The 14,095-nt window shown below is 64.3% G+C and carries 12 protein-coding genes; 4 read left to right on the forward strand and 8 right to left on the reverse strand.

From position 1 onward, the window contains the following. The first annotated feature begins 87 nt into the window (after positions 1–87). The 3 genes from ACZY1I_RS23940 (at position 88) to ACZY1I_RS23950 (ending at position 2,863) form a co-directional block, all read left to right on the forward strand. Entirely contained in the window at positions 88–1,470 is a 1,383-nt protein-coding gene (locus ACZY1I_RS23940; protein ID WP_463758169.1) for an acyl-CoA dehydrogenase family protein, read from the forward strand. Between the two features lie 61 nt (positions 1,471–1,531). Next, positions 1,532–2,512 carry a pirin family protein gene (locus ACZY1I_RS23945; RefSeq protein WP_463758173.1) on the forward strand — a complete coding sequence of 327 codons (981 nt, stop codon included), beginning with the start codon at positions 1,532–1,534 and terminating at the stop codon, positions 2,510–2,512. A gap of 9 nt (positions 2,513–2,521) precedes the next feature. Further along, positions 2,522–2,863, forward strand: coding sequence for a GNAT family N-acetyltransferase (locus tag ACZY1I_RS23950; protein WP_463758175.1), 342 nt, complete (start codon positions 2,522–2,524; stop codon positions 2,861–2,863). A gap of 6 nt (positions 2,864–2,869) precedes the next feature. Here ACZY1I_RS23950 and ACZY1I_RS23955 read toward each other — a convergent pair whose 3' ends face one another. The 7 genes from ACZY1I_RS23955 to ACZY1I_RS23985 form a co-directional block, all read right to left on the reverse strand. Continuing rightward, positions 2,870–4,351 carry a PPE domain-containing protein gene (locus ACZY1I_RS23955; RefSeq protein WP_463758576.1) on the reverse strand — a complete coding sequence of 494 codons (1,482 nt, stop codon included), beginning with the start codon at positions 4,349–4,351 and terminating at the stop codon, positions 2,870–2,872. Positions 4,352–4,494: 143 nt separating this feature from the next. Then, positions 4,495–6,009 carry a PPE domain-containing protein gene (locus tag ACZY1I_RS23960; RefSeq protein WP_463758178.1) on the reverse strand — a complete coding sequence of 505 codons (1,515 nt, stop codon included), beginning with the start codon at positions 6,007–6,009 and terminating at the stop codon, positions 4,495–4,497. 212 nt (positions 6,010–6,221) lie between these two features. Further along, positions 6,222–6,485 carry a YdeI/OmpD-associated family protein gene (locus ACZY1I_RS23965; RefSeq protein WP_463758181.1) on the reverse strand — a complete coding sequence of 88 codons (264 nt, stop codon included), beginning with the start codon at positions 6,483–6,485 and terminating at the stop codon, positions 6,222–6,224. A gap of 25 nt (positions 6,486–6,510) precedes the next feature. Beyond that, positions 6,511–7,812 (reverse strand): ammonium transporter, encoded by a 1,302-nt coding sequence (locus ACZY1I_RS23970; RefSeq protein ID WP_463758185.1) that lies wholly within the window; start codon positions 7,810–7,812, stop codon positions 6,511–6,513. 512 nt (positions 7,813–8,324) lie between these two features. Continuing rightward, positions 8,325–10,100: a hypothetical protein gene (locus tag ACZY1I_RS23975; protein WP_463758189.1), complete on the reverse strand. Its 1,776-nt coding sequence runs from the start codon at positions 10,098–10,100 to the stop codon at positions 8,325–8,327. Beyond that, complete coding sequence (locus ACZY1I_RS23980; RefSeq protein WP_463758192.1) at positions 10,097–10,615, reverse strand: hypothetical protein; 519 nt, start codon at positions 10,613–10,615, stop codon at positions 10,097–10,099. Before ACZY1I_RS23980 ends, ACZY1I_RS23975 begins: the two co-directional genes overlap by 4 nt. 1,047 nt (positions 10,616–11,662) lie before the next feature. Beyond that, positions 11,663–11,857, reverse strand: coding sequence for a hypothetical protein (locus ACZY1I_RS23985; RefSeq protein ID WP_463758195.1), 195 nt, complete (start codon positions 11,855–11,857; stop codon positions 11,663–11,665). A 1,089-nt stretch (positions 11,858–12,946) separates the two neighbouring features. On the opposite strand from ACZY1I_RS23985, the gene ACZY1I_RS23990 reads away from it, so the two are divergent. Beyond that, on the forward strand, positions 12,947–13,180 hold the full coding sequence (locus ACZY1I_RS23990; RefSeq protein ID WP_463758198.1) for a hypothetical protein: 234 nt from the start codon (positions 12,947–12,949) through the stop codon (positions 13,178–13,180). A gap of 217 nt (positions 13,181–13,397) precedes the next feature. On the opposite strand, the gene ACZY1I_RS23995 is transcribed toward ACZY1I_RS23990, so the two are convergent. Continuing rightward, the gene (locus ACZY1I_RS23995) at positions 13,398–14,075 is read right to left on the reverse strand and encodes a uracil-DNA glycosylase family protein (protein ID WP_463758200.1); all 678 of its coding nucleotides are present in this window, start codon (positions 14,073–14,075) and stop codon (positions 13,398–13,400) included. Between the last annotated feature and the right edge of the window lie 20 nt (positions 14,076–14,095).

The raw sequence follows: 14,095 nt of genomic DNA on the forward strand, positions 1-14,095 counted from the left end.
GCTGCGGTTGCGCTGCCAACCCTGGGGTATACGGCGCTCGACAGTGGCTCCGTCCGGGCCGAGGCAACTGACCCTAAGGGGCGCATCATGACGTTCGACCTGACCCCAACGGCGGCGCAACACGACCTGGCCCGTCGCGCACACGAGTTCTCCGAAGAAGTGATCCGGCCCGTCGCGCTGGAATACGACCAGCGGCAGGAATTCCCTTGGCCGGTGTTGGAGGAGGCGGCCAGACGCGGGTTCTACAGCCCACTGTTCTATCGCGACTTGATCGGCGACCCCACCGGCCTGTCGTTGCCGATGTTTATGGAGGAGTTGTTCTGGGGTTGCGCGGGTATCGGCCTGGCGATTGTGATGCCGGCGCTGGCGCTCTCGGCGATCGGTCAGGCCGCTTCCCCGGAACAGATGCTGGAGTGGGCGCCGGAGTGCTTCGGTACTCCCGGCGATCTCAAACTCGCTGCGCTGGCAATTTCTGAACCCGAAGGTGGCAGCGACGTGCGCAATCTGCGCACCCGCGCCCGCCGCGACGGTGACGACTGGATCATCGACGGACACAAGATGTGGATCGGCAACGGCGGCATCGCCAACGTGCACGTCGTCAATGCCGTCGTCGACGAGGAACTCGGCCACCGCGGCCAGGCGCTTTTCGTGGTGCCGGGCGGTACACCCGGCCTGGAGTTGGTGCGCAAGCTCGACAAGTTGGGCTGTCGGGCGTCGCACACCGCCGAGTTGAAGTTCAACGGGGTTCGAGTGCCCGGAGCCAATCTGCTCGGCGGTCAGGACAAGATGGAACACAAATTTGCCAAAGCGCGGGAAGTGGTCGCCGGTGCAAAGAAATCCGGCTCAGCAACGATGGGCACCTTCGAGCAAACCCGTCCGATGGTGGCAGCCCAGGCGATCGGGATCGCACGCGCCGCACTGGAGTACGCCACCGCCTACGCCACCGAGCGCGAGGCATTCGGCGGACCCATCATCGACCACCAGGGCATCGCATTTCCGTTGGCGGACTTAGCGACTCAGATCGATGCCGCCCGGCTGTTGACGTGGCGCGCGTCCTGGATGGCGGCCAACGGCGTTCCATTCGAGCGTGGTGAGGGTTCGATGTCCAAACTCGCCGCCAGTGAAGTCGCGGTCAAGGCCACCGAACGCGCCATTCAGACAATGGGCGGCTGGGGCTACATCACCGATCATCCGGTGGAGAAGTGGTATCGAGATGCCAAGCTGTACACCATCTTTGAAGGCACCAGCGAGATCCAGCGGATGGTCATCTCCAATGCGCTGGGATCCAACGTCGACGCCCCACCGATGCACGTGACGCTCGAACCGAGTGGCGGACCCCTGAACCGTGCCTTCGGCCGTGGCACCCCACTGCGCTCCCGCGCGGCCGACACCGCGCTGTCGCTGAAGGATCGGGTTCCCGCGCCACTCATGCGGGTCGCCATGAAGGTGATTCAGCCGCCTCGGAAGTGACCACCGAGCGGCGAGTAGGGTCGCGTTGTCGCCGCTGAGTCACGCCCACGAAGGTTCGATCATGAGCAATCTGGAAGCCGCACCGGCCGAAGTCGATTGCGGTGCTTCGCAAATCGTCGCAGGAATGCCGGCCGTCGAGGTGCTGCGCCCGCGGGAGGTACCGCTGGGTGGCCCGCGGGCCATCCGGGTGCAACGCACCCTTCCGCAACACCAGCGCTCCCTGATCGGCGCGTGGTGCTTCATCGACCACTACGGCCCGGTTTCGGCGCAGATGGACGTCCCGCCCCACCCACACACGGGATTGCAAACGGTGAGTTGGTTGTTCAGCGGGGAAGTGGAGCACCGTGACAGCGCCGGCGTGCACGCCACAGTCCGGCCCGGCGAACTGAACCTCATGACGGCGGGCGCCGGGATCTGCCATTCCGAGGTGTCCGCCGACAACGGCCCGAACTCCGTGCTGCACGGTGCCCAGTTGTGGGTTGCACTGCCCGAGTCGGCCCGCAATACCGGGCGCGACTTCGCGCATTATCGGCCCGAACCGATGTCGTTCAACGGTGCACAGTTTCGCGTCTTTCTCGGTGAACTGGCCGGAAATCGTTCGCCGGTAGGCACATTCAGCCCGCTGGTCGGTGCTCAGATCGATCTTGATGCTGGTGCCATACTCGAAATCGACATCGAGCCGACCTTCGAGCACGGAGTGCTGTGCGACCAGGGTGTCATCGCGATGTGCGGAGTTGACCTGACCGTCGGCGATCTGGGCTACCAGGCGCCGGGCCATTCCACGCTGCAGTTGCGCAATGCGGCGGACCATCCCGCCCGCGTGCTGCTGCTGGGCGGCGCACCCTTTGGCGAGCAGTTGGTGATGTGGTGGAACTTCGTCGGCCGCAGCCATGACGACATCGTGGCCTACCGCCGGGAATGGCAGGACTCCAATGATCGTTTCGGTGCTGTGCAGGGTTACCAAGGTTCGGTCGCCCGCTTGCCGGCCCCACCCATGCCTACCACCCGGCTGATTCCCAGGCCTTCCCCGGAACCTCTCTAAGGAGCACCTATGACGACCGACAAGACCGGCGCCGAAGTCACCATCGCTGCCCACGACGGCAAGTACACGATCTCCCTTGCCGGGCAGGAAGTCGGTTTTGCCGATTTCGCCGACCGCGGCAGTCAACGCGTCTTCCACCACACGGTGGTCGATCCAGAATTCGGCGGACGCGGCTTGGCGACACTGCTGCTGGAGGAGGCGCTGGAGGAGACCCGCGCCGAAGGCAAGCGCATCGTCCCGGTGTGCTCGATGGTGGGCACAGTCCTGAAGAAGCATTCCGAATACGACGACATCACCGACCCGGTTACCGCCGAGATCGTGGGTTGGGTCAACACTCAGCCCAGCATCTGAGCCGAGCTACTGGTCCGGCCGCTCGGTGTCCCAGGTGGTGGGCAGCATCGGACTGGTTGGTCCGCCGCCGAACTCGTCGGCCGGCAGCGTGATCAGCCCGGCGGCGTCGGCGTCGCCCTTGGTGACCGTCCCGCCGAAGCCCATTGCCCCCGCGCCTCGGCTCGACGCCGCGACCGCGGGCTCGACCGGGTCTGGCTCGTTGCCGCCGTTGTAGTCCATGAACTCGTCGCCATATTGGCGCTCTGGCATCGTGGCAGCGCGCCGGCGCCGGGCACTGCGCCGTTCCTTGGCCGACACCGCTGCGGCCGCAGCCGGGATGCCAACCGACGGCGCCTTCGCCGCGGTCCGATCCCGCAGCGTCGGCGTAAACCCACCGTCGGGGTCGAAACCGGGCACGGCATAGGGCACCGCCGGACCCATCGCGGCGGGCGCGGCCGAAGCAGGCGCCGGCGCCCCCGCGCCGCCTGCCGCGGATGCCGCGGGAGCGGCGGCGGAGGTCACCGTGGTCGGTGCAAAACCCGCGACCGGGACGAGCGCCGCATGCCCGGCCAGTGCCGCCGCCGGGGGCGCCAGCGGGCTGAGCACGAGCGGTGGAAGCACCAGCATGTCAAGCAGCTGCTGCCCGACCCCGGCCACGATGCCGAGAGTGGTGGCGAGCAGTGGTTGCAGCAGCAGTTGGGGATAGGTGAGCGACGATCCGACCCAGGAGAAGGCCTGGTAGGCGACGGCGGACAGGAACGGCCCGTACACGATCAACGCTTGCGACGGATTGGTCAGCAGCAGGTTGAACAAGTTGATGGTGTTGCCGATCGGGTTCTGCAAAAAGTCGGTGATCGGCGCAAACAGCTGCCGGACGTATTCGAGGTACCCCTGGATCGCTTGGGTGAGGAAGTCGACGACGTCGAATTGACCCGCGTCCGCTGCGGGTGCCGCGGTTGAGCTGGCGGTCTCGGTCTTGAGCACCGTGGGGGCGGGCTCCGTGGCCGGGACGGAAACCATCGCCGCATCCGATGCAGCCTCGTAGACCGTCATCGCGGTGGCCGCCTGCAACCACATCCGCGTGTAGTCGGCCTCGTTCACCGCGATCGGAATCGTGTTCAGGCCAAAGAAATTCGTTGCGACCAGCACTCCGTGCAGGACATGGTTGGCCGCCAACTCGGGCAGCGTCGGCATCATCGCCAGCGCCGCCGTGTACGCCGCCGCGACGGCCTCATGCTGCGCCGCGCTCGCATCACTTCTCGCCTGCGCCTGCGTCAACCACGCCAGATACGGCACATGTGCCGCCACATATTGCGCTGCGCTAGGACCCTGCCATACCCCCTGCGCCGCGCCCAGCACGCCGGACAACTCGGCGACCGCGTCGGCATACTCCGCACTCAACGCCTGCCAGGCACCGGCGGCGGCCAACAACGCCCCTGGACCAGGCCCGCTGGACAACAACGCTGAATGCACCTCCGGCGGCGAGGCGATCCAGAGCGGCGCCATCACCGCTTCCCCCAAGAAGTCCCCACCTTGGCATTGTGTACAGGCGGCCTACCAGGCAATACCCCTCACCGGCATGGCCTATACCCCCGGGCGGCATACGACATACCCGCACTGGCGTGCTTGCGCGCTGGCGAATCTGCCGTCAACTAAGGCTGTCGAGGCTCGTCGGAATCCCAGCTAGTCGGCAGCATCGGTGTGGTTGGGCCGTTGCCGAAATTGTCCGACGGCATGGTGACCAATCCGGCCGCGTCGACGTCGGCTTTGGTCGCGGTACCGCCGAAGCCCATGGCACCGGCGCCTCTCCTCGACGCGGCCACCCGAGGCTCATCCACGGGTGGCGCGCTCGGACTGTCGTAGTTCTCAATGTCCATGAATTCGTCGCCGTATTGGCGCTCCGGCATGGTGGCGGCGCGACGACGGCGGGCACGGCGCCGGTCTTGGGCCGATACCGCCGCGGCTGCCGCTGGGATGCCTACTGACGGCGCCTTCGCAGCGGTCCGGTCCCGCAACGTCGGTGTGAAGCCCCCGTCCGGGTCGATTCCCGGCACCGCATACGGCACTGCGGGCGCTGCCGCGGCGGCGGGCGCGGCGGAAGCCGGTGCCGCCCCCGCGCTGCCCGCGGCCGAGGCCGCCGGCGCGGCAGCGGGACTGGCGATGGTGGGAGCAAGAGTGGTCAGGGGCAACGCCGCCGGATGACTTGCCATTGCGGTCCCCGCCGCGGCTCCGCCGCCGCCCAGGACGAGTTCCGGCAGCTGCGACAGCTGGTCGGCCAACCCGGCAACCACCCCCAGGGTTACTGCCAGCAGCGGCTGAAGCAGCAATTGGGGATAGGTCAGGATCGCCCCTATCCAGGAAAAGACCTGATAGGCAACGGCGGACAGGAATGGCCCGTAGGTGACGAACGCCTGCGCCGGATTGGTCAAAAGCAGCGTGAACAACTGGATGGTGTTGCCGATGGGATCCTGCAAGAAGTTTGTGATCGGCGCGTACAGACTTTGGGTGTAGTTCAGGTACGCCTGCAGCAGTTGCGTGATCTCGTCGACGAGGTTGAACTGGGTTCCGGCATCGGCCGCGGGCGCCGCGGAGGTCAGTTGACTGGGTCCGGCAGCGGCCGTCGCGGCATCGGACTTGAGCACCGCAGGGGCCGGCTCGGTGACCGGCATGGCACCCATCGCCGCACCCGACGCTGCTTCGTACAAGCCCATCGTGGTGGCCGCCTGCATCCACATCCGCATGTAGTCGGCCTCGTTGAGCGCAATCGGAATCGTGTTGAGCCCGAAAAAGTTCGTTGTCACCAGCACCCCGTGCACCACATGGTTGGCCGCCAGTTCCGCCAGCGTGGGCATCATCGCCACTGCGGTCGAGTAGGCCACCGCGGCGATCTCATGTTGCGCAGCCGCAGCTGCGCTCTTGGCCTGCGCCTGTGCCAGCCATGCCAGGTAAGGGGCGTGCGCGGCAACATATTCCGTGGCGCTGGGGCCCTGCCACGAACCCTGCGCCGCAGCCAACACGGTCAAGAGTTCGGCGGCCGCGTCGGCGTACTCCGCGCTCAAGCCTTGCCAGGCAGCGGCCGCAGCCAGCAGCGCCCCCGGACCGGGACCACTCGACAGCAACGCCGAATGCACCTCGGGCGGGGACGCGATCCAGATCGGGGCCGTCATTGCGATCCCACCAACGTCAGACCCCCCGGCATGACCACTAACGCCACTACTTTTCTTCCTCCCCGTTCCTGGTCACGACCAGACCGCGTCTCGCTGCCGAGAGCAGTCGACGTGGTAGGCGGTCGGTTAAACCGGCGGTGAGGGGAGGTCCGCGAGCTTAGGTTCGCCTAACCTCACAGTAGCAGCAGCAGCGTGCCTGTCTGGCGAATCGACTACTTGCCGTTGCGTTCGCGATGCTTGCATCCCGGCCAGCAACAGGGGCGCCGCTTGCCTTCTTCCAGTTCCTCCTGGGTGCGGCGAATGCGGCGTTCGCGGGTCTTGTCCTGCTTGGCGTCCTCGACCCAGCAGATGAACTCATTGCGGCCTAGCGGGGTGATGTCCTTCCACAGGGCCAGCGCCGTCGAATTGGCTTGCAGCGCGTCGCGCAGGTCCGCGGGGAGTTCGTGCACCACACCACCCGGGACTCGCTGACTCACCTGGCCAGGTTAGCCCGTTTCGGGATCAGTAGTCCTCGTCGTCGTTGAGTCGCTGCCGCGCGTCATCCCGGTCGCCGATCGCTGAACGGCGCGGGGCCTGGTGGCCGTAGACGCCCTCGGGATAGGCCGTCTCCGCGTGTTCGCTGAGGTCGACCCCGCTCTTCTCATCCGCGGCACTGATGCGGAAGCCCATCACCCGGTCGATGAACTTGGCCAGCACAAAGCTGACCGTGAAAGCGTAGAGAGCGACCACTCCCATAGCCAGCGACTGCTTGCCGAGTTGGCCCAGTCCGCCGCCGTACAAAAGTCCGTTCGGGCCCCCGGTCATCACCGCGGTGGCGAACAGGCCGATCAAGAACACCCCGACCACGCCTCCGACGAAGTGCACGCCCACGACGTCGAGCGAGTCGTCGTAGTTGAGTTTGAACTTCACCAGAATCGCGAAGGAGCAGACGACCCCGGCCGCGAGTCCCACAACAGCGGCACCGAGGGTGTTCACCGTGCCGCACGACGGCGTGATGGCCACCAGGCCGGCGACAACCCCCGAGGCGGCACCGAACGTGGTCGGTTTGCCGTCGCGGATCTGTTCCACCGTGAGCCACCCCAGCATGCCCAGACAGCCGGCAATCAGGGTGTTCAGGAAGATCGCGGACGCCAGTCCGTTGGCCGCCAGCGCGGAACCGGCGTTGAACCCGAACCAGCCGAACCACAGCAGCCCCACCCCGAGGAGCACGAACGGCAGGTTGTGCGGGCGCATGGCCTCGGCTTTGAAGCCGATTCGCGGGCCGAGCACCAGCGCGAGCGCCAGCGCCGAGGATCCCGAGACGATCTCCACGACCAGGCCGCCTGCGTAGTCGAGCACGCCCATCTTGGCCAACCAGCCCGTGGGCTGCCACACCCAGTGCGCAATGACGGCGTATACCGCTACCGACCACACCAGCACGAACACCATCCAGGCCGCGAACTTTGCGCGGTCGGCGATGGCGCCGCTGATCAGGGCGGCCGTGATGATCGCGAACGTCAACTGGAAGGTCGCGAACAGCAGTTCGGGAACCTGTCCGTGCAAGGTGTCCGGGTTTATCCCGGTCATCCCGGCGTGTGCCAGGCCGCCTATGAAACCGCCGCCGTCAGAGAACGCCAGGCTGTAGCCGACCAGTAACCAAGCCACCGTGACCAGCGGTATGGAGATGAAGCTCATCATGATCATGTTGAGCACGCCGGTGGTACGCACCATGCCCCCGTAAAAAATCGCCAGCCCGGGGGTCATCAGCAGCACCAGCGCGGTGCTGGCCAGCAGCCAAGCGGTGGCGGCAGGATCGATTTTCAACGCTGCGGCTCCCTCGATAAGTCGCCGATGAGTGCGTCGGCGCGAATTCCAAACCAGATAGACCGTAGACGGTGGCGTTTGCCGCAGCGGCAACCGTCGCTGCGAACGCCTTTCGCATGCCGGTCTTGCGACGGTCCGCCGCAGAGGGTCCAAACAGAAAAAACCCCGGCCAATTGGCCGGGGAATCATCTGTCAAACAGTGAGCGGTACATTCCGCCAGCGTGCGGCACATGAATTGACTGCGCGTCCAGAGAATTGTTGGCCGGGTTCCCGCCGATTTTTCGTGGCCCGGTACCAGGGCCGAAACCGCCCTCCGTGCTGCCTGGTCGCGCCAGAAACGGAAATCCTTTGCCGCTTTGGCGGGATGGCTGGGTGTGGGGCCAGCCGGCGTCAACGGCCTGTGAGACCGGTTCGGCGATTCCGGCCGGCTCGGCGGGGCTGAATTGTTTTTGGCCGGCGCACGGCGACGGGCCGACCCTTTCGAGGTCGGCCCGCCGTGGGTGGGTGTGGAGTTAGGTTCGGGGTGGTGTTCGTGCCGGTTCGTGGCCGAGGTGTTCCTGGAGTTGGCGCCAGCGGATGTCGATGGATTCTTCCCGGACTCGGCGTGCGTTATGGGTCTTTTGGATTTGGTGGTTGGTGGCGGCGATGGCCAGGGCAAGGAGAATCTTGACCATTGGCTCTCGTCGAGGTCCCCAGGTCATTTCGGTGATGCCGGTGACGTGGGGGGATTTCAGCAAACTGAAGCGTTGCTCGGTCAGCGACCGGGCGGCCTCGAGGTACAAGGCGTGTTCCCAGCTCCCGGGCACCGGACCCCACTGAGCCTTTTGCATTTGCGGTGGTGAGAGGTTCAGGGTGAGCGTGGATTGGGCGCAGCATTGGCGTTCATGCGCTTGCCAGGTCGGGGAGGCCAGCGGTGTACCGAATTCGGCGAGCTGCAGAGAATCCGGCTTGAGGGGGCATTGGACACGAAGCTGGACTGCCGGGCAGACGAGTTCGGCCTTCACGTCTTCCTTCGGGAGGCTTCCGAGGCGGGGTCGTCCTCGGGGCCGGCCGAGGAATGGTCGGGAGTTGGTTCCCATCAGGAAGGGCAGCACGCTGCGTAGTTTGGTGTCGTGGGCGGCCCAGCCGTCGGCGGCGAGTAGGTCGCGGGTTCGGGGAACGGTGAAACCGCGCAGCAAAGATTCGGCGGCAGGGCAGTAGAAGGCGCCGGCGAATTGGATGGGGCCCTGGGGACGGGGGTTGGGCCCCGGGGATGTCAGTGAGGGTTCGCTGAGTGTGGCATTGGCTGGGTATCTGAAGACCCCGGTGTATTGCTTGTCCAGCATGAGCCGAGGGAAGGCTATCTTGGTCGAGTAGCCCATGTCGACGGTGAATCTCGGTCGGGTCGTTGAGCCTGGTGCGCGGGTGTCGAGTCCGTTGCGCTGCATGTGCTCGATGCAGACGCGCAGTGCGTCGACGTTGCCGGAGGTGGGTTCGTGGATATCGGCGGCGAGTATCACCAGGGGCACTGCGTGTAGCTGGGTTCCGGTGCCGATGCGGGTGATGGTGGTGATGCCGATGCCGAAGCCGCGCTTTTCGGAGTGTTGCGATTCGTCGCGCAGCGGTCCTTTCGGCTTTTCCCGGTAGTAGTACTTACCGAACGAGCACGCGCCCCGCTTTTTGTCCGGTTTTGCTCCGAGTCCGGCGGAGGGTCCGGCGAGATCGTAGATCGATTCGTCGGCGACCAGATCGCCGGCTGCGCCCAGTGGGTGCGGATCAACAATGGATCCTTTGATCAGGTCGTTGACGACGATGCGGAGCCGTTCAGCAGATACAGCGTAGGCAGCGGATTGCTCGGCAGTGCGTGCGGCGATGATGTCGCGGTGTTCGGCGTTGGTGATGCGCCTTGCGGGTTGGTCGGGGCTGGGGTCGAGGGGTTGCAAGCGCCGGTGCAGCCAAGAGGTGAAGCGCTGCCGTTCACGTCGTTGTTCGTCCTCGCTGCTGAAGATGCGGGCCGTGTCTTGGCCCGACATTCCGACGTCGGCGAGTTGTTGATGCGTCAGCTCGGCGATGGCGTTTTGGATGGCCTTGAGGGTGGGCGTGCGGCCGAGCATCACCAGGCCGAGCGCGCAGAGCAGCACTGCGGTCAGGGTGTAGGTGATGCCGTTGCTCGCTCGGCCGCCTTGACCTTTGGCGTCCTCGTGGAATGCGTTGATGCGTTCGGCGGCGCCGGAGCGGTCGATGATGACTTTCGCCTGGCGGAACATGTTGTCTGCCAGGCGATATTTCGGCTCGTGGTCGGTGATCACGCGCGTAACTCCTTAACCCAGGCCACAGCGTGTTCGATACCGTAGGTGGGAAGTCGGTGGCGCTCGCTGGCGAGGAGGCGGATGTCGCTGATATCGCCAAGTTGCATCATTAAGGCGGCCGGCACGGTGTCAGCGAGGTTTATTAGCCAACGGTGGCGTAGCGCGGTGGCATTGATGCTCCCGTGGCCCCTTTTCTTGAGATGCTCGCCGACCTTGTTCACAGAGTTGCGGCGAATTTCCTCGTCGCCCTCCGTGATCAGAAACCGTGACCTTCTGGCGGCCGATAACGTGATCAACCGTTGACTCGTCTCGGGGTCGGCCACGGGCACCGTGCGCGTTCCTCCGGACAGGTTGAACATCCGGACCAGCGCGACTGGCTCGCCTTCCCACACTGTCTCGCTGATATCGGTGCCCCGCAGTGCTTTGAGGTCCGATGCGCGCGCTCCTGCTCCGAAGCACAGGTCCAGCAGTACAAACAATCGCCTGGATAAGAGACTGGGCAGTGCGGGCGCCAACGCGTACCACCCTCTCACCTCATCTCGTGGGGTCGGTGCTATGCGCCGGATTCGCGCGACCTCAACGGCGTTTCGCGCTGGGTACTCGCGGGGATGGACCATCCTGCCCACCTCATAGAGGGCCGACCGCAAATGCCCGACGCTTTTCGTTGTCAATTGAATCGATCGGGCCTTCAGATACCGATCGACGTTGGCTCGGCGCAGAGCAGCTTTGTAGTTGAAACTATCCACGCGTGCCGCCTCGACGGCCAAATAACGGGCAAGGCTGCCGACACGATCGCGGTCGCTTTTCGCGGAATGCGCAGTTGTGCTGCACCACAGCCGTTTTGCCGACTCGACCGCCACCGCGTTGAAACGCTTGTCGGCGGTATTAATCGTCAGTGTGTCGAGCCTGGCGTAACGCTCGGCATCGATGTCGGGGTGAAACGGGGGGGTTACCTGGCGAGTTGGTGATTCGGCTGCAGTGCGCGGTGTAGGAGCGGGCGCCTTGGTTGTGGTTGGTTGCGCGTCAGTGGCCGGTAGCGACGGCAGTGCACGATGGCGCGCCATCAGCGTTGCCCTGCAGAAGGCAGGCACGAACCGCGTGAGGCGCCATGGCCGGCGGCGCATTCATGGACTCGCAGCTGACTTGTCACCGGTTGCCGTTGCAGCAGTGCCGCGGCCTGTCTGGGCCGAGGCACCGAACTTTTGGATGCCGTTTCATGGCGCCCTGAGCAGTCTTCGACCGACTCTTGCATGGCCACGGGCACCGCGGGGACGCGGCAACTTAGTGAAACAAGCCGCTGCAATAGCGGCGTGGGTGTTTGACACATGGACGCAGACACGATGAAATACACGTATCCCTCCTAGAGGGGTTTAAGAAGAGCCTCGACAACTCTTTGAAGTGCTTTGAAACGCTAGAGCCGGGCTGCCACCCGGCTCTTGGCGTATCTGGGGCCTAGCCGTTGATTTCTTATGGACCTAACGCGCGGCCCTTGCGATGTTCAGGTGGCGTCCTCGGATCTCTCCCTTCGCTGGATTATGTTGTCGACGTTCGGCATCGACGTTTCAGATGGAAGCCCGCACAACGGAATCCGCCGGGCTCACGCCCTGGGCGAGTGCATCGGCGAGAAGCCGCTCGCCCGTCTGAGAAAGCGTCAAGTCGGTGGACCTGGCATAGCGATACACCTTTGCCGCCAATTCCGGCGACAAACTGAACTCCACTCGGATGCGATCGCGCCGTCCAATCAATGGTCTCGCCATGTTGCCCACCTCTAACCGGATGTCCTCCGACGTGCCCGGAGCCTCCCGGCAAATGTAACTCGATCGTGACCAAATGCGCTTGAAGGCCGAACCTCCCACGATCCGCTTGTTCGAGTGCACTGCCCGACAGGCATTTTCAGCCGCGAATGAACCACAACTGTGCGTGGTGCACAGCAGCCAGACCCATCGGACCAGTAACCCTGGAGAGGCGGGTGCTGGATTACGAATATTGTTTCTGTACAGCATCTTTCGTCTCACGCTGCGTTCTCGGCATGCAACAGAGGCACTTACTGGCGCAAGGACTTCATTTAATTCTGTAAACGCTCGGCCAGCAAAGCATTTATTTTCGTAAACGCTTGGGGCTCAACAACTGCAGCGCATGCACCAGAATTTGGATTGCCTGTACGGGCGTGTCGCACGCCCGACTACCCCTCGTGGTCGCTACGCAGTTGCACTGTGGCCAGGCAAGGCTCGTGAGAACATCGGCCCTGCGTTGCTCACGCGCTCGCGGTCACCTGGTGGCGCCGTCGGGCTAACTCCGGCGCGCGCACCACTGGTAGCGCGGCTCGCTTGGCCGATCAGCTGAAAGTCGCTGCGGCCCAGCACCGGAATTTCAGAGAAAATTCTTCTGGCGCGCAACATATTTCAGCGCTTATCGAAGCTCGGCGATAGTGTCGGTGACTTGAGTCGATCCCGGTCGTGATCACGGCGATTCCCGCGTAGGCCGAGTCATGCATACACATACATATCGGTTGTTTTGGGCGGTTACTAGCGGGGACCCCGCAACAACACGTGGCCGCGCTCTCATCCCCGTTGTCGCGCACTCATCGACCGCGACTGCCCGACGGACTTGTTTACACCGACGGGTGCCCGAACCACGGGTCGGGCGGCGCGCGTGGCTTATATCCCGTGGCAAACCTAACGCAATAGACCAATCTGCTTGCAGCGCAGACGACCTCAACGAGGATAGTCCGGTTTTCCTGTCCAGAATTGAAGTTCCGGCACAGGCACGGTCTGCCTGGACACTGCTTCCGGCAGAGGCAACGCAGACGCAGTACCCGTTGCGGGAAAAACGGCTACCGTGGCGTGGTGGCTGAACTCGCCTTCGTGGAAACCGATAGCCGTAGCCGCGCAGTGCTGCCCGGACGCCCCAACCAACGCTTCGTGATGCGCGAGAACCCCGATGGCAGCATCCTCTTACAGCCAGCCCGCGTCGTAACCAACGCCCAACATGAATTCGACACGGATCCCGAGCTGCGCGAACTGCTCACTCGCGCCGCAGCCGCCCCGACGGTACGTCGCGCACGAGCCCGCAGAACGTGAGCGTTCAGGGTGACTACTCCGAAGTCGGCGACGCCCAGTGCGACAGTTGGGAGAAAGGCCCAGAGCCGCACTTGTACGACAGCATCCTGGACACTGAGGTAAGCCCGTCGTAATGGTCCAGTCGTTATCGCCTCTGTTGCCCCGTGTTCGGGCAAGGAAGAATCTGCAACGACACGATCCGCGGTGAGCGACGTCTGCCGATGCGCCCGACCACGTTCTACTCGTCAGGCACCTCGGCCATCCCTGCGCATGTCGGCATCAGCGGGTGGCGTTGGCTCGGCAGCGGCCCTTTCGCGATGGCCCACTTCAACGCTGCGGCCATGCTGCCCACGTAGGTATCCTCGAGCTCGCGGTCGTGTTGACGCTTGATCCAGGATGGGTGCGGTGCGAAAAGACAACACGGGATTCGCTTCGACCTGACATTGCTGGGCGCAATGAATGGCCACAGCAGCGTCCGAGCAGTCGGATACAGGAACGACAAAACACGTTCGGCGTCCTCCCCAAGACCGATAACCAGTTGCGGGCGAACGATTTCAAGCTCTCGGTAAAGATACGAGGAGCAGTTCGCTATCTCGTGAGTCTTCGATGCGCGGTTACCGCGTGGGTGGCAGTGCACCGCGTTGGTAATGAAGATCTCGGTCTTCTTGCAGCGAGCGCGCTCGAAACAAGTGTTGAGCAGGGATCCGCTGCCCTCATAAAAGGGCTCCTGAGGCTTCATGCACTGCTCGCAGAGGCTTTGGCCAACTATTGCTACAGCTGAATCGAGATTGCCCCAGCCGGGGGCACTCTGCGTGACTCCTTTTTCGTTCATGTCTTGGCAGCGCTGACATACTCGAATCTCGTGGTCGAGCAACACCTTTAGCTGGTGGCGATCGCCATCTTCCCTAACCGCCATCCAGTAGCCCCTTCCTCAAG

It is taken from the genome of Mycobacterium sp. IDUB_37, from assembly GCF_055419245.1.

Bases quoted from the DNA above. Each gene is read 5' to 3' on its own strand.
- ACZY1I_RS23940 (WP_463758169.1), top strand. From the start codon at position 88: ATGACGTTCGACCTGACCCCAACGGCGGCGCAACACGACCTGGCCCGT.
- ACZY1I_RS23945 (WP_463758173.1), top strand. From the start codon at position 1,532: ATGAGCAATCTGGAAGCCGCACCGGCCGAAGTCGATTGCGGTGCTTCG.
- ACZY1I_RS23950 (WP_463758175.1), top strand. From the start codon at position 2,522: ATGACGACCGACAAGACCGGCGCCGAAGTCACCATCGCTGCCCACGAC.
- ACZY1I_RS23960 (WP_463758178.1), bottom strand. From the start codon at position 6,009: ATGACGGCCCCGATCTGGATCGCGTCCCCGCCCGAGGTGCATTCGGCG.
- ACZY1I_RS23985 (WP_463758195.1), bottom strand. From the start codon at position 11,857: ATGGCGAGACCATTGATTGGACGGCGCGATCGCATCCGAGTGGAGTTC.
- ACZY1I_RS23995 (WP_463758200.1), bottom strand. From the start codon at position 14,075: ATGGCGGTTAGGGAAGATGGCGATCGCCACCAGCTAAAGGTGTTGCTC.